This window comes from Fibrisoma limi BUZ 3 (assembly GCF_000296815.2).
GTDB classification, from domain to species: Bacteria; Bacteroidota; Bacteroidia; order Cytophagales; family Spirosomataceae; genus Fibrisoma; species Fibrisoma limi.
Genome location: NZ_CAIT01000009.1, coordinates 668,307 through 694,555, shown reverse-complemented (window position 1 = coordinate 694,555; position 26,249 = coordinate 668,307). Strand labels below are relative to the sequence as shown.

Genomic DNA, 26,249 nt, shown 5'->3' with positions numbered 1-26,249 from the left:
GATCTACCGTTATTTAATCTAATCCGTGGAACGGGTTTCTGTAAAAATTCCTGGTAAAGTCTAATTTCGTTTGTTGTCTAACTCAGAAAAACGGTAACTGCCTGCTTAGAACGCAACGTAATCAGCGGTTGAGCGTCAATTGGTTGGCCAGTTGGTTTGATGATAAACCGTTGTAAAAGAACGGCCAGCATCACCTGCATTTCCATCAGGGCAAACTGATTTCCGATGCACAGACGAGGCCCTCCGCCAAAGGGCAGAAAAGCGTAGGGGTGCCGTTCTTTAACCCGTTCGGGCAGAAACCGATCAGGATTGAACTGCTCCGGTTCCGGCCATGATGCGGGGTCGTGGTGCAGTACGTATGGACTGAGCAGGATGCCGTCACCGGCCTTGATCGCGTAGTCGCCGAGCTGGTCAGGACCGAGCGACAGGCGGGTCATGGCCCAGGCCGGTGGGTACATCCGGAGCGATTCCTGAATGATCTGCATCAGATACGTCAGCGACCGGAGGTCTTCAGGAGAAGGGCGGTCACGTTCCGCCAGCACAGTTTCAACTTCGGCCTTTGCCCGTGCCTGTACGTCGGGATGGTTTGCGAGCAGGTGCAGCGTCCAGGCCAGCGACGTAGCCGTGGTCTCATGGCCCGCGATGAAAAGCGTGACTACTTCGTCGCGGAGTTGCTGGTCCGACATCCGTTCGCTGGTTTCTTCGTCTTCGGCCCGTAGCAACATATCGAGCAGATCGTCGTGGCTCTCGGCCGATGCCCGGCGGGTTTGAATGATTTGATGAATGAGCCTGTCAACGGTTTCGGTGGCCCGACGAAAAGCGCGCTGGTTTGGCGTAGGTATCCATTTGGGTAATCGTATTGGATTGATCAGCGTGTTATTCGCCAGATGATTCAGCGACGCGAGTGCATTCGACAGGTTATCGACGCCGTCGGTCAACACACTGCCAAAGAGGGTGCGTGAGACTATCCGAAGCGTAGCATCAATTGTAGCGCTGGTGACGTTGACAGGCCCTTTGTGGTCGGCCTGTTGCAGGCGGTCGGCCCAGGCAACGGCCTCGTCGATCATGGTTTCCGCCAGAATCGCCAGTTTTTGTTTATGGAAAGCCGGTTGCGCCAGGCGCCGTTGTCGTCGCCAGAAATCACCTTCGCTGGTGAGCAGGCCGTTACCCAGAAACTGCCGTAATACGGCAAACGACCGTCCACGACCATAGTTCCGGTTGTTCTCCTGCAACACGTACCGGGTTTCCTCCGGCTTGAGGAGAAGGATAGTTGTCAGACCGCCCAGTGCAATCCGCACGGCCCGGCTTTGGCCATACTGCTCCTGAAGTCGGTTCAGAAAGGGCAGTGGACCGCGTACGTATTCGAGCGTATTGCCTATGAAAGGCAGGCCAGGATGTACGGGAACAGGACGGGTAGGCGAGATGATCGTTTCCATAAAAAAACCGCCCGGCCCAACGAGACCAGACGGTTGTAAAGATACGTATGCAGGGCTGTTTATTGCCACGAACTCCCCGTCATATCTGCGTAAGAACGACGTTGGGTTTATTACGAGTTGATGACTTCCCCGCCGTTTACGTGCATGACCTGCCCAGTCATATAGGAAGCATCTTCTGAAGCCAGGAAAACGTAGGCCGGGGCCACCTCGGCTGGCTGACCGGGCCGTTCCATCGGCGTATTCTTGCCAAACGAGGCCACACGATCCGGGTCAAACGATGCCACAATCAACGGGGTCCAGATGGGGCCTGGAGCCACTGCGTTGACACGAATACCCCGATCAACCAGGTGCTGCGACAACGATCGGGTAAAGGCCGTAATCGCTCCTTTTGTCGAGGAGTAATCGAGCAGGGTTTCGCTGCCCCGGTACGACGTGATAGAGGTTGTATTGATAATGCAGTCACCCTCATTCATGTGATACAGTGCTGTTTTCGTCAGGCGAAACATAGCCAGGATGTTCGTTTCAAACGTAGCGACCATATCCTCATCCTTGATGTCGGTCAGTTCTTTCTGCGGATACTGAACGGCCGCGTTATTGACCAGAATATTGATCCGCTTAAATTCGCTGATGACCTTACCAACTGACTCTTTGATGAACGACAGACTACGCAGATCGCCGGGGAGCAGCAGTGTTTTACGGCCTTCGGCTTCAATTAACTGCTTTGTTTTCTGAGCGTCCTCTTCCTCCCGGGGATGGTAGATAATGGCTACGTCGGCACCCTCGCGGGCAAAATGCACCGCCACGGCCCGGCCAATGCCACTGTCGCCCCCGGTAATGAGCGCCAGCTTACCCTGCAGCTTACCCGATCCCTGATAGTCGTCGCGGATATAGATCGGCTGCGGGTTCATCTGCGATTCAATTCCGGGTTGTGCGTCCTGTTTCTGCGCCGGAATCTCCATTTCCATTTGTTCCATAACGAATGAGGTTTTCTGTTTACGGTTTTCGGTTAAACGACCAGGCAGCATCCTGGAAACAGTATACCGAAAACTGACAAGTTTATCCGTTTACAATTGTACCGCCGTTTGGGTGAACGACCTGCCCGGTCACATACGAAGCATCTTCTGAGGCCAGATACACATAAGCCGGAGCGACTTCGGCGGGCTGCCCGGGGCGCTTCATGGGTACGTCTTTGCCAAACATAGCTACCTCTTTGGCCGACACCGAAGCCGGATTCAGTGGTGTCCAGATAGGGCCGGGTGCTACGCCATTGACCCGGATTTTTTTCTGCGCCAGATTATCGGACAGCGCTCGGGTAAAGGCCATAATGGCCCCTTTTGTCGACGAGTATTCCGGTAGGTCGGCGCGCCCCTGGTAGGCCGTAACGGAAGTTGTATTGATAATAGAATCTCCCTCATGGAGGTGCTTAAGAGCCGCTTTTGTTACCCGGAACATCGAGTAAATGTTGGTTTCGAAGGTCTTGACCAGGTCTTCGTCCTGCATCTCTTCAAAATACTTATGCTGAAGCTGCAGAGCTGCGTTATTAACCAGGATGTTCAGCTTGCCGAACTTCCCAACGGTTCTTTCCACGGTTTCTTCACAGAATGCCTGATCGCGGAGGTCGCCGGGGATCAGCAGAATCTGGCGTCCCTCGGCTTCAACCAATTCTTTGGTTTGCTGGGCGTCTACTTCTTCGCGCTCGGTGTAGACAATGGCTACGTCGGCACCCTCTCGGGCAAAATGCACGGCTACAGCCTGACCAATGCCACTGTCGCCCCCGGTAATGAGCGCCACTTTTCCTTTGAGTTTACCGGTTCCGCGGTAGCTGGGGCGGATTATTTTGGGCTGAGGGACCAGTTCGGCCTGTATACCCGGCTGAACGTCCTGATGCTGAGGTGGAATTTGAGTTTCCATAACGTCGCTTTGAATTCTTCCTTTAGTTAAGCCAAAAGCGACGGCGGTTGTTTGCAAAAATCTATTGATCTAGTAGTGAATTATTTTGTGCAGATTCTATCGTAACTTGTCGGTTCTTCTGTGTCAAAAGCATCCTTTTTTTATTATGTACATCAACGGTGACGCAAAAGCAGTTCGATCCTACGACGCTATTGTGATTGGGTCGGGCATCAGCGGGGGCTGGGCTGCTAAAGAACTCTGCGAAAAAGGCTTGAAAACCCTTGTGCTGGAGCGCGGGCGGGATGTACGACACATTGTTGATTATCCGTCTGCTACGCTGAACCCCTGGGATTTTCCACACCGCAACCGAATGCCGGATGCTTTTGATCAGGAAAACCCGATTGCCACCAAGTGCTACGCCCTGGACGAAGGAACGAAGCAGTTTTTTGTGAAGGATGCCGAACACCCCTACGTTCAGGAAAAGCCGTTTGACTGGATTCGGGGCTATCAGGTCGGCGGAAAATCGTTGATCTGGGCCCGGCAAACCCAGCGATGGAGCCGGTTCGATTTCGAAGCCAACGCCCGCGACGGTGTTGCCGTCGACTGGCCGATTCGCTACGAGGACATTGCGCCCTGGTACAGCCACGTTGAGAAATTTGTCGGTATCAGCGGCAATAAGGACGGACTGGAAACCTTACCCGACGGCGAGTTTCTGAAGCCGTGGGAGTTGAACTGTCTGGAAAAACACATTCAGAAAAGCGTAGCCGAAAACTATAAGGATCGACACGTCATCATCGGCCGGTGTGCACACCTGACGGAGCCGCAGCAGATTCACTACGATCAGGGCCGGGCGCAGTGTCAGGCGCGGCACCTATGCTACCGGGGCTGCCCCTATGGTGGCTATTTCAGTTCAAACTCATCGACGCTGCCCTGGGCGGCTAAAACCGGCAATCTGACCCTGCGGCCGTTTTCGGTGGTGCACTCCATCATCTACGACGATGTTAAAGGAAAAGCGACGGGCGTTCGGGTGATCGACACCAATACGAAGCAGATGACGGAGTACTATGCCCGCGTCATTTTCGTCAACGCTGCCTGTCTGAACACAAATCTGATCCTACTGAATTCGACATCTAAACGTTTTCCTAACGGTCTGGGCAACGACAACGGCATGCTGGGTCATTACGTTGCTTTTCACAACTACCGGGGCAGTCTGAACGCTACGTACGAAGGCTTTCCAGATGGTTATTTCTACGGTCGTCGGCCGACGACGGCTTTTATGCCGAACTTCCGGAACGTACAGAAGCAGGAAATGGACTTTCAGCGCGGCTACATGGTGGCGTTCAGTGCATCGCGGTCGGGTTGGCAACGGGGCGCTGGCATGGAAGGGTTCGGTGCCGAATTTAAAGATAAACTCAGCGATCCGGGTGGCTGGCACGTCTACATGATGATGCAGGGCGAAACCATACCGAAGTACGATAATCACGTTCGACTGAGTAAAGATCAGAAAGACCCCTGGGGGATTCCGCAGTTGGTTACGTCTGTCGGTTACGATGACAACGACGTAAAATCCATGAAGGATTTCCTGGAGCAGGGAGCCGAAATGCTTGACAAAGCCGGTTGTAAGCACATCAGTTCGTCTGACGACAAGCGTAATCCCGGGCTGGATATTCATGAGATGGGGGGCGTTCGCATGGGCCGCGATCCGAAAACGTCCCTACTGAACAGCCACAACCAGCTTCATCTGGTCAAGAACGTATTCGTAACGGATGGTGCGGCTATGACGTCAACCGGGACACAGAATCCGTCGATTACGTTCATGGCGCTGGCAGCCCGGGCGGCCGACTATGCGGTGTCAGAAATGAAGAAGAAAAGCCTGTAACATGTCTGACGCGTACACAGTTAAATTACGCTTGTTTGCCCAATGCCAGACATACGTTGAGCAGCGTATCGAGACCGCTCAGAAAGCTATGGAGGCCGCGCAGGAGTCGGCCAATTCCGAATCGAAAAGCAGCGCGGGCGATAAGTACGAAACCGGCCGGGCAATGGCCCAGATCGAACGCGACCGCCACGCCCAGCAACTGGCCGAAGCGTTGAAAGTGAAGAAAGAACTTGAACAGCTTTCTGTGGAGAAACCGGTCACAACTGTTCAGCCGGGAAGCCTGGTAACGACCAGTCGGGGGGCTTTCTTCCTGAGTATTAGTGCCGGAAAGATAACCCTGGATGGCGTTGATTATTTTGCTATTTCGCCGGCCTCACCGATTGGAAGTAAGTTGCTGGGTAAAGCACCGGGCGACGAGCTAACGTTCAATACCGTAACCTATCGGATTTTGGAAATTCAGTAGCACAACGGCCAACTGAGTAGCATGGTCAGTTGGCCGTTGTGCCGGAATAGGATCGAAAGCTATTATTTATTCGCCTGAATTTTCCTGATAAGCCCTTGAACGTCGCGCCAAGAAGATCTCAAGCGCAGTGGAAATGGTTTCCGGAATCATACCAAGCTTAAGTATTCCTTAACGGCTTTCTCAGGCTATCTTTCAATTCCATTCTCAACACCTTCATTAATTTAGGCTTCTGCTGGTGGCATGGCTAACTCTCCAGTTTTGGTCGAAATGCTTTGTCGTGCGGGTTGTCTATTGTCATGGACTTGCTCAGAAAAGCCGCTCCCCGCCAATCCAGGTTTGTTGTACTTTCACGTTACGTAGCTGCGGATTGGCGGCTTTCATAATATCCTGCTCCAATACCACAAAGTCGGCCTGTTTGCCTGGTTCAATGCTGCCGCGCAACTTATCTTCAAAATTGGCGTAGGCCGCCCAGCGTGTCATGGCCAGCAATGCCGACCGCCGATCCAGGGCGTTCTCCATCTGATACCCACCGGCCGGGAAATCCTTGTCGTCCTGCCGGGCCACGGCCGAATGGAAGCCAAAAAGTGGGTTCACGGCCTCAACCGGGAAGTCGCTGCCGGCAATGAGGTAGCCGTTTTGTTTCATGAGGTCTTTGAACGCATAGGCCCCTTTGACACGTACCGGCCCCAGGCGGTCACCAGCCCAGTACATATCCGACGTAGCGTGCGTAGGCTGAATGGATGGAATTACCGAATACCGACCGAATTTGTAAAAATCGTCCGGCGAAACAACCTGTGCATGTTCAATACGCCACCGACGGTCGTTCTTCGTTTTCAGTAACTTACCGTATAGATCCAGGATCAAATGATTGGCCGAATCGCCGATGCAATGCGTATTTGCCTGAAACTTGCTATTGGCTAATAACGTCAGAACCCGTTCCAGTTCCTTGGGATTCAATAACAAGAAACCGGCCGTTTCGGGACGGTCGCTGTAGGGCCGACGCAGGCAGGCTCCCCGCGAACCCAGTGCACCATCGGCGTATAGTTTAAACGACTGAACCGTCAGCCGGTCGGTCTGGAAGGGACCGCGTTTGAGATAATACTCCAGGTTCGGCTCGCCCAGGCTGATCATGATGTAGTCGCGAATTTTGAGTTTACCTTCTTTCTGTAGCCGTTCGATGAGTTCAATGTCGGGACGGTTCAGTCCGGCATCCGACACCGACGTTAGTCCCTGTGACAGACATACTCGCTGAGCCGCTAGCAGCATCCGTTCCCGGTCCTCTTCGGTAGGTTTTGGAATGACCCGTTTGATGAGATTCATGGCGTTATCGACCAGCACACCCGTCGGCGCGTTGTTGGCTAATAGAACCTCGCCCCCGGACAGTTTTGAGCCGGCCGTTACGTTGGCCAGCCGTAGGGCTTTGGAATTCACCAGCAGGGCGTGTCCGTCAACCCGCATGAGTGCAACAGGTATGTTGGGAAAGGCTGCGTCTAATTTCTCTTTGGTCGGAAACTGCTTACCCGGCCAGTCGTTCTGGTCCCAGCCCCGACCCGTAATCCACAGGGCATCGGGGTGTTTCTGGGCGTATGCTTTCAGGCGATCAATAACCTCGTCGTAAGAAACTGCGCCGACCAGATCAGCCTGATCGAGTACCTGACCCAGACCCATAAAATGGGCGTGGGGGTCATAAAAGCCCGGATAAACGGGTTTACCAGCCAGATCGACGGTGCTGTCGACGTCATATTTTCCGGAAAGTTCATCGGCCGATCCTACCGCAAGAAACTTACCGTCTTTGACAACAAATGCGCTGGCCGTCGAGAATGCCGAATCGGCCGTGTAAACGAGTGCGTTAGTTACGAGTACGTCTGCTTTTTCTTTGGAAGAACAACCGGCCAGGCCGATTAGCATAGTTAAAATTGCAGGTAGTGTGCGTTTCATGGATAACGGGTAAAGTACGCAATATAAGGAAAGTCAGTAAGTCAACCGTTCAATGCCAGATTCTTGTAATTTTGATCGATTTTTCCGCTAACATCAATTCGATGAAGTCTCACAGTTGCTGCATTCTTTTCTTTTTTATCTCAGTCACTGCGATTGCGCAGCAGCCTAAAAATCCAATTCAACGTGCTCAGGAACGTGCGTTCACAATTGCTACTATTCCGCAATCCGGTGAGTTGCTGACGCTGCCTCAGGCGATCAGTATTGCTGTTGAGCAAAGCTATCAGCTTCAGATTAACCGGTCGCAGGAGGAAGTCGCCCGGAACAACTACACTCGCGGAAATGCGGGATACCTGCCTACCATTACGGGCAATGTTAACTCACAGGGAAGCATACAAACCATTCGGCAAACGTTTCTGGATGCGCTTCGACCTCCGCAGCAAATAAGAGGGATCTTTAACCGGACCAACAACTTTGGCATTAACGCCAACTATACCATCTTCAATGGTTTTAACCGAGCAGCCACGTATGAGCAGCTCCGTCAATTGTTACAGATTAGCTCAGTTAATACCCGAGCCAATATCGAAGCCACAATGGCCGACGTGGCAACTGGGTATTACGACGTGATCCGGCAACTACAACGACTGATTGCTTTTAGTCAGGCACTCGACATTTCCCGCGAGCGACTGGAACTGGCCCGGGCAACGTTTGAGGTCGGAACCCGCTCGAAAGTTGATTTTCTGAGTGCTCAGGTGGATTATAATACGGACAGTGCGGCTTTGGTCTCGCAGCAACAGGCCCTTCGTAACGCCAAAATTTTCCTGAATACGTTGCTGGTCCGCGATCCTCTGACTGAATTTACTGTTCGAGATACCATTCTTGTACGGAATGACCTGCAATTGGCGCCATTGCAGCAATCCCTGACGGCAAATAACCCACAACTAGCCGCGGCCGTTATTAACCGGACATTGGCCGATATTAACACCCGGCAGGTTAACGCCTTACAGTTACCGCTCGTTACGGCCACAGCCGGGTATAACTACCAGCGAATTGATAACCAGGGTGGTTTTGGTATTCGTACTGGCCGGAACAATGGTATGACGTATAACCTACAGGCGTCGATTCCCATCTTCAATGGGTACAACCTCCGGCGGCAGATTCAGAATGCCAAGATTAACACGCAAATTGCCCGGACGCAGGAAAGCGACCAGCGGCTGCAGTTGCAATCGACGCTCAGCCAGACATTTCAGACGTATCAGAATAGCCTGACGCTGGTTAATCTGGAAGCGCAGAATAATCAACTGGCAAACCAGAACGTCGATATTGCCTATGATCGTTACCGTATCGGAAATTCAAATTTCGTTGAATTTCGGGACGTACAGCGCAACGCTATCAACGCCCAGACGCGCCTGATCGACGCGGAGTTCAACGCCAAAGCGGCCGAAATTGAACTATTACGGTTGAGTAGTACGATCTCGCAGGAGTTGCGCTAACAATTAACTAATTGAGTTGTTGAGTGATTGAATTAGTCGTCCCACTCTTGATTCAATCACTCAACAACTCAATTAGTTAACGCTCAACGTCATGCCTTACACGAAGAAAGAGTATCCGGCCTCGTTGAAAAACTTTATGGCGCCGGTACGGAACAAAGCAATTGATATTGCCAACGCCCTGCTGGCTGATGGAAACGACGAACAGAAATCCATCGCCATTGCTACAGCCCAGGCCGAGGACTGGGCTACGAAACGGGGAATGAAACTCCGGAAAGACAACGCACCCGAAACTAAATCGGCCAAGCGAGCCAAAGAAGAAGCCAAACGATAACACAAAGAGGCCACACAACTGGCCCCTTTTATGATTACAGTTTGAGGAAGTTCCCGGTACGTACTACGTCTTAACCACTTGTTTGACCTGATCCTTCAGAAACTTCATCAGTAGCTTTTCAACACTGTCGAGTCCGTAGGGGCTGGTCTGGCGGAAACGGTTTTTGTGTTCGATGTACGGATTGAGGTCCTGGCACTCGTACGCTTCCAGAATCTGCGGATGCACATAATGTTTTCGGCAAACCGTTCGGGTGTTACCCAGCCGCTGCGATACCTCATCCAGTACGGTGTTGATATTCTTCTTAAGTTCTTTCTGGGTGCTACAGGGTTCCAGATCGACCAGCAGCCGGAGGGCGTTAACGGTACCAGCCCAGGTGCGAAAATCCTTGGCCGAAAAATCCTCCCCCATGATAGTATGCAGATATTCGTTAACCATACCTGAATCGATCGGGTGGCGGTTTCCCTGAGCATCATAGTACTGAAACAGTTCCTTACCCGGAATATCGCGGCAGGCTTTCACCAGTCGGGCCAGTCGCCGATCATGCAAGGTTATATCGTGATAGATGCCTTTCTTGCCTTTGAAACTAAACCGAACCTGATCGCCCTGCGCTTTAACATGCCGGTCCTTGAGAGTCGTCAGGCCGTACGAACCATATTCCTTTTCGTACGCAGCGTTGCCTACCCGAATGAGCGTTTGCTCCATTACGCTGAGCGCAATGGCAATCACTTTATCACGGGTGAGTTCGCGGGCCTTAAGGTCCTTGGCAATCTGTGCCCGTAGCTGCGGTAGCTTTTCACCGAATGAGATCATCCGGAAAAATTTAGTTTCGCTACGTACGGCATTCCATTTGGCGTGGTACCGGTACTGTTTGCGGCCTTTTGTATCGATGCCGGTTGCTTGCAGATGGCCGTTCGCTTTAGCACAAATCCAGACGTTTTCCCAGGCTGGTGGTAGGGCCATGCTGCGAATTCGCGTCAGCGTAGCTTCGTCGGTTACTTCATTGTCGTCGGCATCCAGGTAGATAAAATGATCGCCGGCTGACTGGCGTCTCAGACCCGGCATGGTATCGCTTACGTAGACCAGTCGAGCGGCTTTAGCTGCTTTGACCGGGTCGTGTACTAACTCTAATAGATCCATAGCTGTTTGTGATCGGTGTCGGTTGGGCACGTAGCTGAGACCGACGCTGATCTAAAACACCAAATGTGGTACGGCGGTTTTTACTGTTCTGTAGCCTTACCGAAAAACCACAGCGCCAGTGCGCTGGCGTAGTGGTCAAAATCCGTTGGATGGATGTAATTACCAAACGCGTTTGCTTTAGTCGCGAGTCCCATCGCCATAGCCGCCAGTACGATCCAGATTGCGTGCCGGTCGCGTCGGAGGAGGGCAAAAACAGCCAGCAGCATCAGGATCAGAATACCTAATGAAGGAACAATAGGAGTAAAAGCGCTGACTTCGGGCAACAGCAATACGATAAATAGCGATATGCCCAGCACGACCGTAGCCATGAAGGTTGCTGTATTGACGGTCTGCCGATTTAGCAGCGACCAGACCCCCATCACGACGCAAACAACGCCAAGGGTGTCGGATAGAACCAGCATAGAGTGATGGAGTCGCTGCATAGTTTCGTCACCCCAGAAAATAGTAATACCGACAAGCGCAGCCAGGGCAATGGATAATAGAAAGAAGCCCCAGAGCAATCGGTTGTATAAGTTCATGCGCTGGAAAAAATGCCAGAATACCCCTACGCTTGTTCCGGCAAGTACTGAACCAGAGAGAATGTGCGAAAAAATCATCTCGTAATTTACGAAGTTTCGGCTACTTTTGCCCAACTTTTAACAAGGTGATGGACGCTTGATGCCGGACGTTAAACACTGGTCCCGAACTACTTTGTACTACGGGTTTATTCAAGGTTAAACGTCCAGTATCCAGCATCTTCTTCTACATAACAACCATCATGAGTGTTTTAGTCAACAAAGACTCCAAAGTTATCGTCCAGGGTTTTACCGGTTCAGAAGGTAGTTTTCATGCCCAGCAAATGATCGAGTATGGCACCAACGTGGTTGGGGGCGTAACGCCCGGTAAGGGAGGACAAACCCACCTCGACCGGCCCGTGTTCAACACCGTTCAGCAAGCCGTTGATGAAGCGGGCGCTGATGTGTCGATTATCTTTGTGCCACCGGCCTTTGCCGCCGATGCGATCATGGAAGCTGCCGATGCGGGCATCAAAGTCATTATCTGCATCACCGAAGGTATTCCAACCGAGGACATGGTAGCCGTGAAAAACTACATTGCCGACAAGGGGGTTCGCCTGATCGGTCCGAACTGCCCAGGCGTTATGACCGCCGAAGAGTGCAAAGTAGGCATCATGCCGGGCTTTATCTTCAAAAAAGGCACCATCGGTATTGTATCGAAGTCGGGTACCCTGACTTACGAAGCGGTTGATCAGTTGACCAAAGCCGGTCTGGGTCAGTCAACGGCTATCGGTATCGGCGGAGACCCCATCATCGGTACTACAACCAAAGAAGCTGTTGAACTGCTCATGAACGATCCTGATACGGAAGCAATCGTCATGATCGGTGAAATCGGTGGTGGTATGGAAGCCGAAGCCGCCCGCTGGATTAAAGCCGATGGGAACCGCAAACCCGTAGTTGGTTTTATTGCCGGCCAGACGGCCCCGAAAGGTCGCCGGATGGGTCACGCCGGAGCTATCGTGGGTGGTGCCGACGACACAGCGGCTGCCAAGATGGCGATCATGCGCGAGTGCGGTATCCACGTCGTAGAATCCCCCGCCCTCATCGGCGACACCATGCTGAAAGCGCTGGGCAGATAAAAAGAGCGAATGAGTGAATTAGTGAATGAGCGAATGAGGTACCGTGTAAAGCAGAAAGTAGCCTGGGCCTGTTGGTATTCGCTTATTAACCCTGCGCTGGCAGGTCGATTCGCTCATTCGCTTATTCTATTACTCGTAGCCACGGTAGGCTTCGCGCAGAACCGAGAGGGCGTTGGACCAGGTGGCCGATATTACCGTGTACACGACTACCGCGACGACTTTCAGGTATACGACGAAGCCGCTAAAGCCTACGTTCCCTACATTGACGAGCAGCACCGCGACATGACGGCCGTCAGCGCCTATGTCGACCTGGAAAGCAATCGTCACTACAAGCTCCTCATTTCTACCAAAGAAGATGGTTATCTGTTCATCAACGCAGCCCTCAAGCGCAAACTGATTGCCGGACAATGGCAGGTGCTTGATATTGATAGCCTGTACCGGGCTTACCGTCGTTCCAACGCAGCCCGTTCCGAAATTTTTATTACCCTCTATGGCGCACCCGGCGTCGAAAATAAGTCGCTGTTTATTGGGTATCCCAAATCGGCAACGCAGAAACCGGTTGTGCTCCGCGATGATAACCTGAGTCTTCGCCCCCGGTCATTTTCCGTTTACGATGATTTTGCTGGCTTGGGCCTGTTGTTTTTGTTGGCTACCCATGCGTTTCTGTATACTTTCTACCGGCGGGCATTTCTGCGCTTCTATAACCTTCGTGATTTACTGTCGCTCCGGGCGCAGGAGGAATCATTTCTGATCAACCGGCCGCTGAGCGGTACCAATCTACTATTCACGCTCAACCTCAGTTTTGTACTCGCTTACCTCATTCTGTTTGTGCAAAGCCGCAATCTCGACGTATTTGCATCCCGATCGCTGTTGTTCGGCACACAACGATTGAACGCGCTACTGGGGCAATTTGCTCTGCTATCCGGCGCTGCTTTTATGGCCCTGGTAGGTAAGTACGTAGCACTGGAAATCGTGGGCGGGTTGTATAAGCTGCGGGAGATTGTGAATGTTCATTATTTTAAATTATTACAGTCATCATTACTGTTTTTTACAGGATTTGCCATATTGCTGGCCATTGTAGCGTTTAACACCACAAGCACGTCGTGGTCTGAACGGGTGGTCCTGTTTCCGCTGATGGCTTTCTACACTGCCCGGCTGACCTTTCTCTTCTTTGTGATTCGGGGGAGCGTGCCTATCAAGAATCTATATTTATTTTCGTACCTTTGTATCGTTGAATTGATTCCACTCATCATTGGTGTTCGCTTCGCACTGTGATGAGAGTTATTAAGTTTTCTGTACGCTTGTTTGCAACCATTGCTCTGCAAATTGGTTACCGAGAACTGAAAGCAAAAAACTGAAATTGAGGTAGATTCAATGAACGAGACCAGCATGCAATCCGTCCAGGACCGGCTCACTAAGGTAAACCGGCTTCTGGTAACGCAATCCAGACCTGCCGACGATAAATCCCCTTACTTTGATTTAGCCAGCAAGTACAACATTCAGATCGATTTCCGGCCGTTTATTCAAATCGAAGGCGTTTCGTATAAAGATTTCCGTCGACAAAAGATCAACATCCTTGATCACACGGCAATCATCTTTACCAGCCGTAATGCAATCGATCATTTCTTCCGCATCTGTCAGGAGGGACGAATCGAAGTGCCGGCCGATATGAAGTACTTCTGTATTTCTGAACAAACAGCTAATTATTTGCAGAAATACATTGTGATCCGGAAGCGGAAGATTTTTGCCGGTACTAAAGCAGCCGCCGAGCTATTCGACCTGATCAAAAAGCATAAGAACGAGAAGTTTCTGTTCCCGTGCTCCAACATCCGGCGGAACGACATTCCGGAATTTATGGATACAAGCGGTCTGCATTTTACGGAGGCCGTGATGTATGAGACGGTCTCAACGGATTTGTCAGATCTGGATATTCAGAGTTACGATATCATTGCGTTTTTCAGCCCATCGGGTGTTACGTCGCTGCTGACAAACTTTCCGGACTTTAAGCAGAATGGTACCCGGCTGGCTGCTTTTGGACCAACAACTGCCAAAGCGATTAAAGACGCAGGCCTGACGCTCGACATTGAAGCGCCACTACCCAATGCACCCTCAATGACCGGCGCATTGGAACTGTACATCAAAAAGGCTAACAATCAATAAACGAACGCCGTTATACAAAGGTTGGACGGGCAAACGCAGGTTGAAAAGTCTGTTTTGCCCGTCCAACCTTTGTTATTTTGGTTCAATAATTTGTGCCATTCGGCGTTTACTTGTAAACTGCAAAGCCCGCCAGACTTCGGAATAGAAGCGCTGGTGAAGGTCCCAGCTTTTTTGCTTCCGTTGTATGATTCGCACATTCTACGTTTTTGCTTTTGTTCTAACGGTTTCGGCGCTGACAGTTTCAGCACAGACGACTGATCCACAGTTCAGTCTGTATATGTTTAATCCGGTGTACTACAATCCGGGTGCTGCCGGATCAGAAGGAGTATCCCGGTTTCAGTTGACGCATCGCACGCAATATGCCGGCTATCAGCCCACAGTGATTGACGAAGGTGGCGGACAGAGTACACAATTGTTCTCGTTTAATGTACCACTGGCTAAGATTAAAGGAGGTGTGGGCATATACGCGTTCAACGACCGGTTTGGCCCAACCACAAGCCAGGCGGTTCAGGTTTCCTACGCTTATCGACTGGCGTTGAAAAATGGAACGCTTTCACTTGGTGTGCAGGGGGGATTGTTGAACCGGGGTTTTGACGGTGGGCAGTACCGTCCGGGCGAACCCGGCGATCCAAGCATCCCAACCGGTCGTGTGAATCAGGCCAGACCTGATATTGGGGTAGGTGTTTATTACAACACCACTGACTACTGGATAGGGGTTAGTGCGAAGCACCTGAATCAGCCGACGTATTCGCTGGTGACCGATCGGTCGACTGATCCAGTATATCGCTCTTTATTTCTGACGGCCGGCTACCGGCTGGGCGTTGGCTACAACCTTGATGTGCAGCCTTCCGTGCTGGTGCAGTATGCAACCCCTGTAGCTGGTGGTACAACCGTTAATGTGAACCTGCTGGCTACCTACGATAATCGTTTTTTTGGTGGTCTTTCGTACCGGCTGCAGGATGCATTGACCGCTATGCTTGGTATTCATCTGCTGCCGAATAACGCCCTCCGTTTTGGGTACGCGTTTGATTTTGTGGTTGGTTCGCAGGAGGCAAAAAGCCCAACGTCGCATGAAGTTCAGCTGGCTTATTCGTTGCCTGCACCCGATGCCCGAAAGCGTCCGATTATTCGAACACCACGTTTTCGGTACTAATTCGCTAAGAAACAGGAGTCTTTCGATATACGTTTAATAAAGGCTAACATTTTGGCCTGTTTATTGTTAGGCAGTTTGCATCGGGCACCGTAATTTTGAAAATAGTGGCATTGTATTGTCGTAAACGGTATATCAATCAACCGTTTGATGAATAAGCCAAAGAATTTGTAAGGAAAAAAAACAGTGCATACAATATCCAAACGGATTTTCGTTTTTAGTCTGGTCTCGCACAAGAAGAAGGTTTAAAAGCCATACAATGATGAAGTACAACTGGTTTACAGTCAATGCAGCCCGGGTGGGGATGGTCGCGGCAGTGATTCTGTTAATGCAAGGCTGCGGATTTGTTAAGTCCAAATTTGGCGGTAAAGGCGGCAAAGGGAATGGTGAAGTAGGTGTTACGAACGGTGAAATCACGGCTACGGGCCGTAAAGGCTGGAAGCAGCCGACACCGTACGGAATGGTGCTCGTACCGTCCGGGTCGTTCATTATGGGTCAGGCCGATGAAGACGTAGCCGCGACGCAAATCAATATGAACCGGCAGGTAACGATCAGTTCGTTCTACATGGACGATACGGAGATTACGAACCATGAATACCGGCAGTACGTCAATGCGCTGCTGGCCGACTCAGTTTCCGTACTGGGTGAGGAAGAAATCATGGCGAAATTTTACCCTGATACAGCTGTTTGGAAAAACGACTTTACTTACCACAATGGCGACCCGATGCTAGAACACTACTTCGGTCATCCGGCTTTCGATACGTATCCGGTAGTTGGTGTTAGCTGGCTGGCTGCAAAGCACTTTTGTAAGTGGCGCACAAACATCCTTGATGACCAGCGTACGAAAGAAGGTGGCTACAAGTCATTCGGTTTCCGGTTACCTTCCGAAGCTGAATGGGAATGGGCTGCCCGTGGTGGTAAACAAGGTGCTAAGTATCCGTGGGGCAACCCATACGTAGCCAATGGGAAGGGCTGCTATCTGGCTAACTTCAAGCCACAGCGGGGTAACTTCGATGCCGACGGTTACCCATACACTGCGCCTGGCAATGCGTATAGTCCGAATGATTACGGTCTCTACAACATGGCCGGTAACGTAGCGGAATGGTGCCGTGATGCCTATGCTGACAACTCGAACGCCATTGTGTGGGATATGAACCCTGACAACCAGAACCAGGATGAGCCGCGCAAGGTAGTACGGGGTGGTTCGTGGAAAGACATTGCCTATTATCTGGAAACGGGTACTCGCTACTATGAATACGAGGACCAGAAGCGTTCTTACATCGGTTTCCGTTGTGTGATGGATAACCTGGAAGGCCGTACCGCTTCAGCTCGTGGTGGTAGCCGGAGCCGTCGTCGCTAATACAATACCCCTGACTATACACGAAAATCAATTACCCGTTTAACACAACAATCGCTTATCATGGCAGCAGGAAAAGCAAATTTCCTTTGGGATCGTTTAATACCAACTATTTACAGTGCAGGTGCCGCTGTTGTCGTCCTGGGCGCAATGGCAAAGATTCAGCATATTAATTCATTGAGTTGGCTGCTTACGGTCGGTCTGATTGTGGAAGCCGTCATTTTTGCCATCTACGCCATTCAAAGTTTCGTTCGCCCAGCGGTCTCAGACGATTATGACTGGACCCGCGTTTATCCTGAGTTGGCCGACGATTACAAAGGTGAGCTGCCTCAGCGCAAGGCAACTCCGCAGGCCAACGGCCTGACAGCCAATATGGATCAGATGCTGGCACAGGCTAAAGTTACGCCTGATGTGTTTGAGAAACTGGGTACGGGTTTCCGCAGCCTGAACGATACGGTATCGAAACTATCGGACCTGACTGAGGCTACGGTGGCTACTAACGACTACGCTCGTAACGTAAAATCAGCCTCTCAGTCGATTACTGAAATGAACAAGTCGTATGGTACGGCTATCTCGGCTATGAACTCAATGGCTGATGCAACGACCGATGCTAAAGACTACCGCGATCAGTTCCAGAAAGTAACGAAAAACATGGGGGCGCTGAACGCTGTCTATGAACTGGAGCTTCAGGACACGAACAAGCACCTGAAAGCCATGAACGCGTTCTATGGTAGCCTGACATCAGCAATGGAAAACATGGCCGATGCGAGCCGCGATACGCAACAGTTTAAGAACGAACTGGCTAAGCTGACCGGCAACCTGGCATCGTTGAACAACGTATATGGTAGCATGTTGACGGCCATGCGTGGTCAATAATTATTCGTTATAGGTTTGCGGTTTACTGTTTTCGGTTCGGTTAGCGTTCCGTAGAGAATGTAACAGAAACCAGTAAACTGTAAACCGTAGGCTTAACAACTTCACTTACAGTATTCTACCATAATTTATGGCAGGCGCAAAAGAGACACCCCGTCAGAAAATGATCGGGATGATGTATCTGGTATTGACCGCTATGCTGGCTTTACAAGTCAGTTCGGCTTTGCTGGAGAAATTCATCCTGCTGAATAACAGTTTGGAGCAATCGACAGGGGCGGCTAACAAAGTCAATCAAAACACATTCGCGAGCATTCAGCAAACGGTTGAGAAATCCGGTAATCGCGCGGCTGATCTGGCCGTTGTTCGTCAGGCCGAAGAAGTTCGTAAAATGACGGCAACCATTGTTGCTGACCTGGACGCCCTGAAAGAGCGGATTATTACCGAAGCCGGTGGCGGCCTCGACGAATCTGGTAACATCAAGAACCCGAGCGAAGAAGAAGGCGTAGCCGGGATTATGGTTGGCCCTAACCGTAACGGCGAAGCGTATAAGCTGAAGCAGCAACTGGATCAGTATATTCAGAACCTGTCGAAGTATACGCCAACAAAATACGGATCACTGGCTTTGGACGGAAAGGAAGACCCAATTGCGGTTCGCTCACCGGAGCAACGCCGTAAAGATTTTGCGGAACTGAACTTTGCCCAAACGCCGGTTCCGGCAGCTTTGGCGGTTCTGACGCAGCGTCAATCGGACATCCGCCGGATTGAAGGCGAAACGTTGAACTACCTGGCGACGAAAGTCGGTGCACAGGACGTTAAATTCGACAAGATTCTGGCGATGCTGAGCATGGAGTCAAAAGTCGTTGTGGCGGGTACCAAGTTCAAAGGAGAAATGTTCCTGGCCGCTTCATCGTCGGGTATCCAGCCTCGGATGAGCTTGAATGGTGGCCCGGTACGTGTACAGGATGGCCGTGGTATCATCGAATTTACGGCGCAGGGTGGCGCTTATGATAAGAATGGTCTGGCTCGCCGGGTGCTGACGGGTAACATCTCGTACCAGCAGCCGAATGGCGAAAGCAAGACGGTAACCTTCAACCAGGAATACTTTGTTGCCAAGCCATCGTATCAGATCGAAACGGGTACTATGCCTCCGCTGTACCTGGGTTGCGAGAACAAACTGAGCATTCAGAGCCCACAGTTAGGCGCTTTGTGGAACCCTTCGTTTTCGGCTGATGGTGGATCGGTTATTCAGTCTGGTGAGAAAGGAAAAATTACGATTGTTCCTTCGGCAGCCTCGCTTCGGTTGAATATCAGCAATGGAGGTAACCTGCTTGGTACGGAGCCTTTCCGCGTAAACCGAGTACCGCGCCCGACCCTGGAATACGTTGTCGGTGGTCGTCCGGCTACGGATCCACGTGGCGTACCGGTTACGGCGGCTCGTAGTGTTAGCGTTAGAGCAGTGGCTGATCCGAGCTTTGCTAACTATGCACCGAATGATGCCCGGTTCCGGGTGTCAGGGATGACGGTCAGCCTTGTACGCGGTACACGGCGGGTACAGGGGGTGCAGCTTGGTGCTGGTGGTGGTTCAATCTCGGCACTAGCGGCTGAAGCTCAACCGGGCGATCGTCTGGTAATTCAGGTGGACGGTGTGCAGCGTCAGAATTTCCGGGGCGAAATTAGTGAGGTCCCGATGGGTAGCCCGCTTCAGCAAGTTTCGTTGTATTAAGGTACTAAAGCGGATACTAATCCGTTAAGAAGAAGATTGATAACACAGACAGTGGCCATGAAACAAACAGGAACGATTCGGTTTGCCGGTGTGCTGGCGTTCGCTACGCTGGCCTTGGGTAGTGTAGATTCGGTGGCGCAGGAAAAGGCCAGCAATGGCACCAACGACTTATCGGTTCGGCCCATCAACGAGAACGACATTATGATGAAGAAGACCCTTTGGCGTCGGGTTGACCTGAAGGAGAAACAGAATCAGTCAATGTTCTCGAAAAATAATGAGATCTCGAAGTACCTCATCGAAGCGGTGAAAGCCGGTCTGATTGATGCGTATACGACTGACTCCCTGACGACGAAGATTCCACTCGAAAAGATACACGAGAAACTACTGGTGCCTAATTCGGGCGGTGGTCTGTCGGCAGAAGAAATCGCGGCTGGATTTAAAGAAGAAGGTGCAGCCGGTAAAGATGATGGTTGGGGAACGCCCAAGAAAGATGCCAAAAAGCCGGCTGATGACGGCTGGGGGGCACCGGCTCCTAAGAAAGCTGCCGCACCTGAGCCGGCCGATGATGGCTGGGGGGCTCCAGTAAAGAAAAAGTCGACCGCAACGGCTAAAAACAGCAAAGGCAAAGGTAAGGCTAAGCCAACCCAGCCGGTTGTGGAAGAGCCTAAGGTTGATTCATCGGCACTAGCTTCAACGACAGCACTTTCTGGTGATGAGTTCTTCGCCAAAGAAATCAATCTGCTGGAGATTAAGGAGGACTGGGTTTTTGATCGGAAGCGTTCACGCCTGTATTACGATATTCAATCGGTTGGCCTGATTCTTCCTGCTGATAAAAACCCGGCTGGATTTGAGGTACCTATTGCGTATTTCAAGTGGAAAGATCTGGACAAGCTCTTCCGTAGTGACCCGAAGAAGTTTATCTGGTATAACCCCCAGAACCAGGCCCAGCACAAAAACCTGGCCGATGCCTTCGATCTGCGTTTGTTCTACGGACGGATCTACAAAGTAGCCAATCCGGAAGATAAGGACCTGATCGGTATGTACGGTGGTGAGCGGGAAGGCTTGCTGAAGTCGTACCAACTGGAGCAGGAACTGATGGAAACGGAGCACAGCCTCTGGGAGTACTAAGAATTTGTGTTATGAAAAAGGCGGCCCCAATGGCCGCCTTTTTCGTTATGGCATAACTGATAGTAGTAAAGAGTCACTGCTCCATGGCTTCAAAATACTGTTTCAGCTTATTGGCTTTATCTTTACCAACAACTTCAGCGATCTGGTCAATCGGCGCTTCCCGAATCTTCTTTACGCCTTTAAAGTATTTCAGCAACTTAGCGGCTGTTTTCTTGCCAATTCCCTCTACGTTCTCCAACTCACTGATCAAACTATTACGGCTCCGTTTATCGCGGTGATACGTAATAGCGAAACGGTGGGCTTCATCACGAATTCGCTGGATCAATTTCAGCGATTCAGACTTCTTGTCGATATAAAGAGGCAGACTATCTTCGGGAAAATAGATCTCTTCCAGCCGTTTCGCAATGCCAATGATTGGGATTTTGCCGTACAAATCCAGATCCTTCAACGCGTCGCAGGCGGCACTAAGTTGCCCTTTACCACCGTCGATCACAATCAGATCGGGCAGATCAGTACCTTCTTCCAGTACCCGGGTATAGCGCCGAGTCACAACCTCGTGCATGCTGGCGAAGTCATTAGGACCAACTACGGTCTTTATCGAAAAATGCCGATATTCCTTATTGGCAGGCTTTCCTCCAATAAAACAGACCATTGCTGATACGGGATTGGTACCCTGAATATTGGAGTTATCAAAGCACTCAATCCGGTTAGGGATGTTCTTTAACTGAAGATCCTGTTTCAGCCGTATCAGTACGCGATCTTTTTTGCTGGCATTGGCCGTGGCTTCAGCAGCCGCGCGTTCCTGCCGTTCGCGCCGGAAGTACAGTACGTTCTTCAGCGACATATCCAGCAGTTTCTTTTTGTCGCCAATCTGCGGTACAGTCACTTCGGCTTTCAGATCAACGTCGAGCGGAATATTTGAAATAATCTCCTTCGCCTGACTACCGTATTGCTCGCGAAATTCAATGATCATCATTGTAAGCAGATCAGCGTCGGTTTCGTCCAGCTTTTTCTTTACCTCTACCGTGTGCGTCTGAATGATGGTACCATTGGCCACCTTCATGAAATTAATGTAGGCGCAGGCTTCATCGGAGGCAATGGTAAATACGTCAGCGTCGGCAATTTTCGGGTTTACGACCGTCGATTTACTCTGGAAACGTTGGAGAAGATCCATTTTCTCCTTGTAGTGCTGCGCCTGCTCAAACGCAAGATCCTGAGCCGCTTCGATCATCCGGCTTTTAAAATAATCCTGCGCAGGCTTTAAGTGGCCCTTCAGAATATGATGCACCTGTTCGATATCCTTATCGTAATCAGCTTCCGGTTGTTTTCCTTCGCAGGGACCTTTGCAGTTGCCGATGTGGTATTCCAGACACACCTTAAACTTACCCGCTTCAATATTCTCCGGCGCCAAGTTGTAGTTACAGGTTCGGATCGTGAACAACTGGCTGAACATATCCAGCACCGTGTACATCGGCTTCAGGTTCGCGAAGGGGCCATAAAACGTACCCTGGCTACGATCGATACGGCGGGTTGTGATGACGCGTGGAAAATGCTCGTTCGTTACGCATACAAACGGATACGTCTTGTCATCACGTAACAGAATATTGAATTTGGGCTGATAGCGTTTGATGAGTTGATTTTCGAGCAGGAGCGCATCAAACTCTGTATGGACAATGGTAAATTCAATTTTGCGAATCTGACTGACCAGCCGGGTTGTTTTGCGGTCATGTTGATTCGACTTGACAAAATAGCTGCTGACGCGGTTCTTAAGGTCTTTGGCTTTACCGACATAAATTACTTCGCCGGATGCGTCGAAGTACCGGTAAACCCCCGGTTCATGCGGAATTTTCGCCAATTCCTTCTTATAGTCAAATTCGGCCACAGATTTCACGGATTTATGCAGGTTCTCTGCTGTCGTTCTGGAATATACAGATTAGCAAAAAGACAACGGTCTTTTAGGTGCTTTGAAGAACTGATGGAAGTCAATAAGCCCCGTTAAAAAACAATCGAACGGCGGCAAAGGTTGCCTGACGGAGATCCGTGTAAGCATGCGTTACCGCTTCATCAAGTGTTTGAGGTCGATTTAGAATGGAGAAGGCGGCAACCAGCCCTAACGTATCCATATCGGCCGGCGTAATATCGAGGGTACCGCAAAGCGCAATGGTTGGAACCCTGGCCTTTTGTGCCCGGCTGGCAACACCCATGAGCAGTTTGCCCTGTAACGTCTGCTCGTCCATCTTTCCTTCGCCGGTAATCACCAGGTCAGCCTGGGCAACGTGCTGCTCAAAAGCAACGGCATCCAATACTACGTCAACGCCGGGTTTCAGATCAGCCTGTAAGAAGAACATCGCCCCGGCTCCTAAGCCCCCAGCCGCCCCAGCACCCGCAACATCTGCCAGATCAACGCCAAACTGCTGCTTGACCAAATTGGCGAAGTGAACCAGTCCATTGTCCAGTTCTGCAACCATTGAGGGATTTGCCCCTTTCTGAGGACCATAAATAAAGGCCGCTCCATTAAGTCCGGCGAGTGGATTGGTTACGTCGCAGGCTACAGAAATTGAAATACCGTCTGGAATGGGATTGGTCGGCGGAATAATCCGGGAAATGTGGGCTAATGACCTGCCGGTCGGAGGAAGTTCCTGTCCATTTTCATCCTGGAAACGCCAGCCCAGTGCCGAAGCCATACCAATTCCGGCGTCGTTGGTTGCACTTCCGCCAATGCCCAGAATAATGCGCTGGGCTCCCGAAGCGATAGCCGCCTGTATCAGTTCACCAGTGCCAACACTACTGGCATGAAGCGGATTACGTTCCGTTGCACTCAGTAACCGTAAACCTGACGCCTGAGCCATTTCAATAAACGCCGTAGCCTGCCCATCGCCCGAGATGCCATACCCGGCGCTAATGGATCGACCCAGCGGATCATGAACCGGTGCGGTATACCAGTTGCCGCCAGTCGCTTCAGTTAGCACCTCGGCCGTACCTTCGCCCCCGTCCGCCAAAGGCAACGTAACTACATCAGCATTCGGATACGCTAACCGTACCCCCTCTGCCATAGCGTCGGCAACTTGCCGAGCCGTTAGTGAGCCGCGAAATTTATCGGGAGCAAGAACGACACGCATTACGTCTGGGCCAAGCTCCAGCCTGACCATGTTAACGTTTATTACGACCAAGCTGGAGCTTGGCCCGGGCATTATTGTAAGATTTCTTCGTCTTCTTCTGGAACGACCTTTGGCGGCACGTAACGTTGCGACGAATCGATATAGAAGCCACCACAGTCAATCTTAAAGTTGTTAGGCTTACGGAAAGGCTCCGGCCGGTACTGTGTCAGCGTCGGGTCGGCGTAGACCTTTTGCATGTATATAGCCCAGGCAGGCATGGCCATGCGGCCACCTTGTCCAAGTTCGATAGTCCGGAAGTGGATAGAACGATCGTCGCCACCAACCCACAGGCCCGATACGAGGTGCTGTGTCATGCCCATGAACCAGGCGTCGGAGTAGTTTGACGTCGTACCGGTTTTAGCGGCAATTTCGTTGCCACCTTCCGTTAATTTATACTGCGACCGCAGCCGCTGAGCCGTTCCATTCGGTTCTTCAACAGCTCCCCGCATGAGGTGCAGCATCTCGTAGGCCCGGTTCGCGCTGATTACCTGATTGGCTTCGGGATGAAAACGTTTCAGTACGTTCCCGTTTTTGTCGGTAATGTGCGTAATCATCATCGGTTTCACCCGAATACCTCCGTTTGCGAATGTACAATAGGCACCAACCATTTCAAAGACGGACACATCGCTGGTTCCCAGACACAGCGTTGGGTTTTCGTACAGCTTGCTCGTAATACCCAGGTCATGTGCGTATTTGATAACCTCTTTGGCTCTTGTTTTCTTGATCAACTGCGCACTAACCGTATTAATCGACTGGCCCAGGGCTTCTCGCAGTGACAGAGACCGGTAGCTGTATCGTCCGGTCGAATTTTTGGGTGTCCAGGAGCGGGGGCCACCGCCGTCTTCATACGGTGCAAACGTAGTGGGCTGGTCGGTAATGTGCGTACAGGGCGTTACAAAGCTCTGGTCGAGAGCAGTCAGGTATACAAAGGGCTTAAACGTAGAACCCGGTTGCCGACGACTCTGCCGCACGTGGTCGAACTTCATGTACTTGAAGCTGATACCACCCACCCAGGCTTTGACGTAGCCATAACGCGGGTCCATCGACATAAAACCAGTATTAAGCAACCGTTTGTAGTACTTAATGGAATCCAGCGGGCTCATCGTTGTGTCTTTCTCATTGCGCCGGCCGCCATACACAAACACCTTCATTTTGACCGGCTTGCGCATTTCACGCCAGATCGCCTGCTCATCGTCGCCATAAGCCGCCTTAAGTTGCTTGTATCGGCCAGTACGGCGCGCTACCGTTTCAATGAAACCCGAGATTTCGACGTATTTGTTCGTCCGGTCATCTTTACGAACCCAGGGATTGCGACCCCGCCAGTGTTCGTAAAATTTGCGTTGCTGATCGCGCATATTCTGCATGACGGCTTCTTCGGCGTACGTCTGCATGCGCGAATCGATCGTTGTGTAAATCTTCAGGCCACTGGTGTAGAGATCCAGTTCAGCACCGGGATTCTCCTCATTATACTGTTGCAGCCACCTTTTGATGTCATCTTTAATCACCGATCGGAAGTAAGCGCCCATGCCTGTATTCTGGTTTTCGATGCTGAAATCCAGCTTGAGCGGCTTAAGCTTATACGTATAAAACTGCTCGGCCGAGAGAAAGCCGTATTTGTTCATCTGGCTCAGGACTACGTTCCGGCGCTGGAGGGCACGGTCTTCGAAAATGCGCGGATCATAGCGCGACGGATTCTGAAGCATCCCGACCAGCAGAGCTGCTTCTTCGATGTTCAGGCTCCACGGCTCCTTGTTAAAGTACGTCTTAGCGGCCGTTTTAATCCCAAACGTATTGTTGCCGAACGATACCGTGTTCAGGTACATCATCATGATCTCCTGCTTCGTATAGTTGCGTTCGAGCCGAATCGATAATATCCATTCTTTGGTTTTGGCAATAACGGTTTTAATGATGGGAATGTCGCCGAGGGTTCCCTTCAGCTCTTCCCCACGCGTATCGAACAGGTTTTTGGCTACCTGCTGCGTCAGCGTGCTACCACCACCGGAACCACTGTCGCCGGTCAGCAGACCCTTGATCACCCGGAAAAACGAGCGCGGATCGATGCCGGAGTGCTTAACAAAGCGGGCATCTTCGGTTGCCAGCAGAGCCGAAACCACGTTGGGCGAAACCTGCGTGATTTCGATGGGCGTACGGTTTTCGAGATAATATTTACCCAACAGCTGATTGTCGGCTGTATACACTTCTGAAGCTAGTTCGCTTTTGGGGTTTTCGAGGGCTTTCAGGCTGGGCATGCCTCCAAAAAGCCAAAGGAAGTTAAACTGAACGGCCAGGATGTACACAACCAGGAGTACCAGACCAAGCAGTGAAAAACGCCAGAGGTTTCGAATAATCTTCCGGAATGCACCGGGGGCAAGTTCGAACATTGTTACAAGTTATAGTTATTCGTAACTTTTGTTGACAGATCAAGTTACGGTTCGAGGCAATT

General features: G+C 51.2%; 21 protein-coding genes. 12 read left to right on the top strand and 9 right to left on the bottom strand.

The genetic code is table 11. The features are described 5' to 3' along the window. Window positions 1-77: 77 nt before the first annotated feature. From BN8_RS22455 to BN8_RS22445, 3 genes are all read right to left on the bottom strand, one after another. Window positions 78-1,436 (bottom strand): cytochrome P450, encoded by a 1,359-nt coding sequence (locus tag BN8_RS22455; RefSeq protein WP_009284235.1) that lies wholly within the window; start codon window positions 1,434-1,436, stop codon window positions 78-80. 110 nt (window positions 1,437-1,546) lie between these two features. Then, window positions 1,547-2,410 carry an SDR family oxidoreductase gene (locus tag BN8_RS22450; RefSeq protein ID WP_040006740.1) on the bottom strand — a complete coding sequence of 288 codons (864 nt, stop codon included), beginning with the start codon at window positions 2,408-2,410 and terminating at the stop codon, window positions 1,547-1,549. 82 nt (window positions 2,411-2,492) lie between these two features. Next, complete coding sequence (locus BN8_RS22445) at window positions 2,493-3,347, bottom strand: SDR family oxidoreductase (RefSeq protein WP_009284233.1); 855 nt, start codon at window positions 3,345-3,347, stop codon at window positions 2,493-2,495. 145 nt (window positions 3,348-3,492) lie between these two features. Here BN8_RS22445 and BN8_RS22440 point away from each other — a divergent pair, with 145 nt between their 5' ends. Then, the gene (locus tag BN8_RS22440) at window positions 3,493-5,205 is read left to right on the top strand and encodes a GMC oxidoreductase (RefSeq protein ID WP_009284232.1); all 1,713 of its coding nucleotides are present in this window, start codon (window positions 3,493-3,495) and stop codon (window positions 5,203-5,205) included. 1 nt (window position 5,206) lies between these two features. After that, window positions 5,207-5,668, top strand: a complete 462-nt coding sequence (locus tag BN8_RS22435) for a GreA/GreB family elongation factor (protein ID WP_009284231.1) — start codon at window positions 5,207-5,209, stop codon at window positions 5,666-5,668. A gap of 306 nt (window positions 5,669-5,974) precedes the next feature. Here BN8_RS22435 and BN8_RS22430 read toward each other — a convergent pair whose 3' ends face one another. After that, window positions 5,975-7,606 carry an amidohydrolase gene (locus BN8_RS22430; protein ID WP_009284230.1) on the bottom strand — a complete coding sequence of 544 codons (1,632 nt, stop codon included), beginning with the start codon at window positions 7,604-7,606 and terminating at the stop codon, window positions 5,975-5,977. A gap of 101 nt (window positions 7,607-7,707) precedes the next feature. Here BN8_RS22430 and BN8_RS22425 point away from each other — a divergent pair, with 101 nt between their 5' ends. Both BN8_RS22425 and BN8_RS22420 read left to right on the top strand, forming a co-directional pair. Next, window positions 7,708-9,096 carry a TolC family protein gene (locus BN8_RS22425; RefSeq protein ID WP_009284229.1) on the top strand — a complete coding sequence of 463 codons (1,389 nt, stop codon included), beginning with the start codon at window positions 7,708-7,710 and terminating at the stop codon, window positions 9,094-9,096. Between the two features lie 91 nt (window positions 9,097-9,187). After that, on the top strand, window positions 9,188-9,427 hold the full coding sequence (locus BN8_RS22420; protein ID WP_009284228.1) for a DUF2188 domain-containing protein: 240 nt from the start codon (window positions 9,188-9,190) through the stop codon (window positions 9,425-9,427). Between the two features lie 63 nt (window positions 9,428-9,490). On the opposite strand, the gene BN8_RS22415 is transcribed toward BN8_RS22420, so the two are convergent. Further along, a complete protein-coding gene (locus BN8_RS22415; protein ID WP_009284227.1) occupies window positions 9,491-10,564 on the bottom strand; it encodes a DNA topoisomerase IB in 1,074 nt (357 codons plus the stop codon). Between the two features lie 80 nt (window positions 10,565-10,644). Further along, complete coding sequence (locus tag BN8_RS22410; protein WP_040006738.1) at window positions 10,645-11,220, bottom strand: DUF6962 family protein; 576 nt, start codon at window positions 11,218-11,220, stop codon at window positions 10,645-10,647. Between the two features lie 161 nt (window positions 11,221-11,381). Between BN8_RS22410 and sucD the strand changes: the two genes are divergently transcribed. From sucD to porN, 8 genes are all read left to right on the top strand, one after another. Further along, entirely contained in the window at window positions 11,382-12,257 is an 876-nt protein-coding gene (sucD, locus tag BN8_RS22405) for a succinate--CoA ligase subunit alpha (protein ID WP_009284225.1), read from the top strand. 33 nt (window positions 12,258-12,290) lie between these two features. Then, window positions 12,291-13,532 (top strand): DUF4271 domain-containing protein, encoded by a 1,242-nt coding sequence (locus BN8_RS22400; RefSeq protein ID WP_009284224.1) that lies wholly within the window; start codon window positions 12,291-12,293, stop codon window positions 13,530-13,532. A 99-nt stretch (window positions 13,533-13,631) separates the two neighbouring features. Then, window positions 13,632-14,417, top strand: a complete 786-nt coding sequence (locus BN8_RS22395; protein ID WP_009284223.1) for a uroporphyrinogen-III synthase — start codon at window positions 13,632-13,634, stop codon at window positions 14,415-14,417. A 184-nt stretch (window positions 14,418-14,601) separates the two neighbouring features. After that, window positions 14,602-15,570: a PorP/SprF family type IX secretion system membrane protein gene (locus BN8_RS22390; protein ID WP_009284222.1), complete on the top strand. Its 969-nt coding sequence runs from the start codon at window positions 14,602-14,604 to the stop codon at window positions 15,568-15,570. Between the two features lie 256 nt (window positions 15,571-15,826). After that, entirely contained in the window at window positions 15,827-16,927 is a 1,101-nt protein-coding gene (gene porK, locus BN8_RS22385) for a T9SS ring complex lipoprotein PorK/GldK (RefSeq protein WP_009284221.1), read from the top strand. Between the two features lie 60 nt (window positions 16,928-16,987). Next, window positions 16,988-17,800, top strand: coding sequence for a type IX secretion system motor protein PorL/GldL (porL, locus tag BN8_RS22380; protein ID WP_009284220.1), 813 nt, complete (start codon window positions 16,988-16,990; stop codon window positions 17,798-17,800). Window positions 17,801-17,927: 127 nt separating this feature from the next. Then, window positions 17,928-19,520, top strand: a complete 1,593-nt coding sequence (gene porM / locus BN8_RS22375; RefSeq protein ID WP_009284219.1) for a type IX secretion system motor protein PorM/GldM — start codon at window positions 17,928-17,930, stop codon at window positions 19,518-19,520. A gap of 57 nt (window positions 19,521-19,577) precedes the next feature. Then, window positions 19,578-20,648, top strand: coding sequence for a type IX secretion system ring subunit PorN/GldN (porN, locus tag BN8_RS22370; protein WP_009284218.1), 1,071 nt, complete (start codon window positions 19,578-19,580; stop codon window positions 20,646-20,648). Window positions 20,649-20,721: 73 nt separating this feature from the next. Here porN and uvrC read toward each other — a convergent pair whose 3' ends face one another. The 3 genes from uvrC to BN8_RS22355 form a co-directional block, all read right to left on the bottom strand. Further along, on the bottom strand, window positions 20,722-22,530 hold the full coding sequence (uvrC, locus tag BN8_RS22365; protein WP_009284217.1) for an excinuclease ABC subunit UvrC: 1,809 nt from the start codon (window positions 22,528-22,530) through the stop codon (window positions 20,722-20,724). A 100-nt stretch (window positions 22,531-22,630) separates the two neighbouring features. After that, window positions 22,631-23,767: a glycerate kinase gene (locus BN8_RS22360; protein ID WP_040006731.1), complete on the bottom strand. Its 1,137-nt coding sequence runs from the start codon at window positions 23,765-23,767 to the stop codon at window positions 22,631-22,633. Between the two features lie 71 nt (window positions 23,768-23,838). Further along, window positions 23,839-26,187, bottom strand: a complete 2,349-nt coding sequence (locus BN8_RS22355; protein ID WP_009284215.1) for a penicillin-binding protein 1A — start codon at window positions 26,185-26,187, stop codon at window positions 23,839-23,841. Window positions 26,188-26,249: the final 62 nt, after the last annotated feature.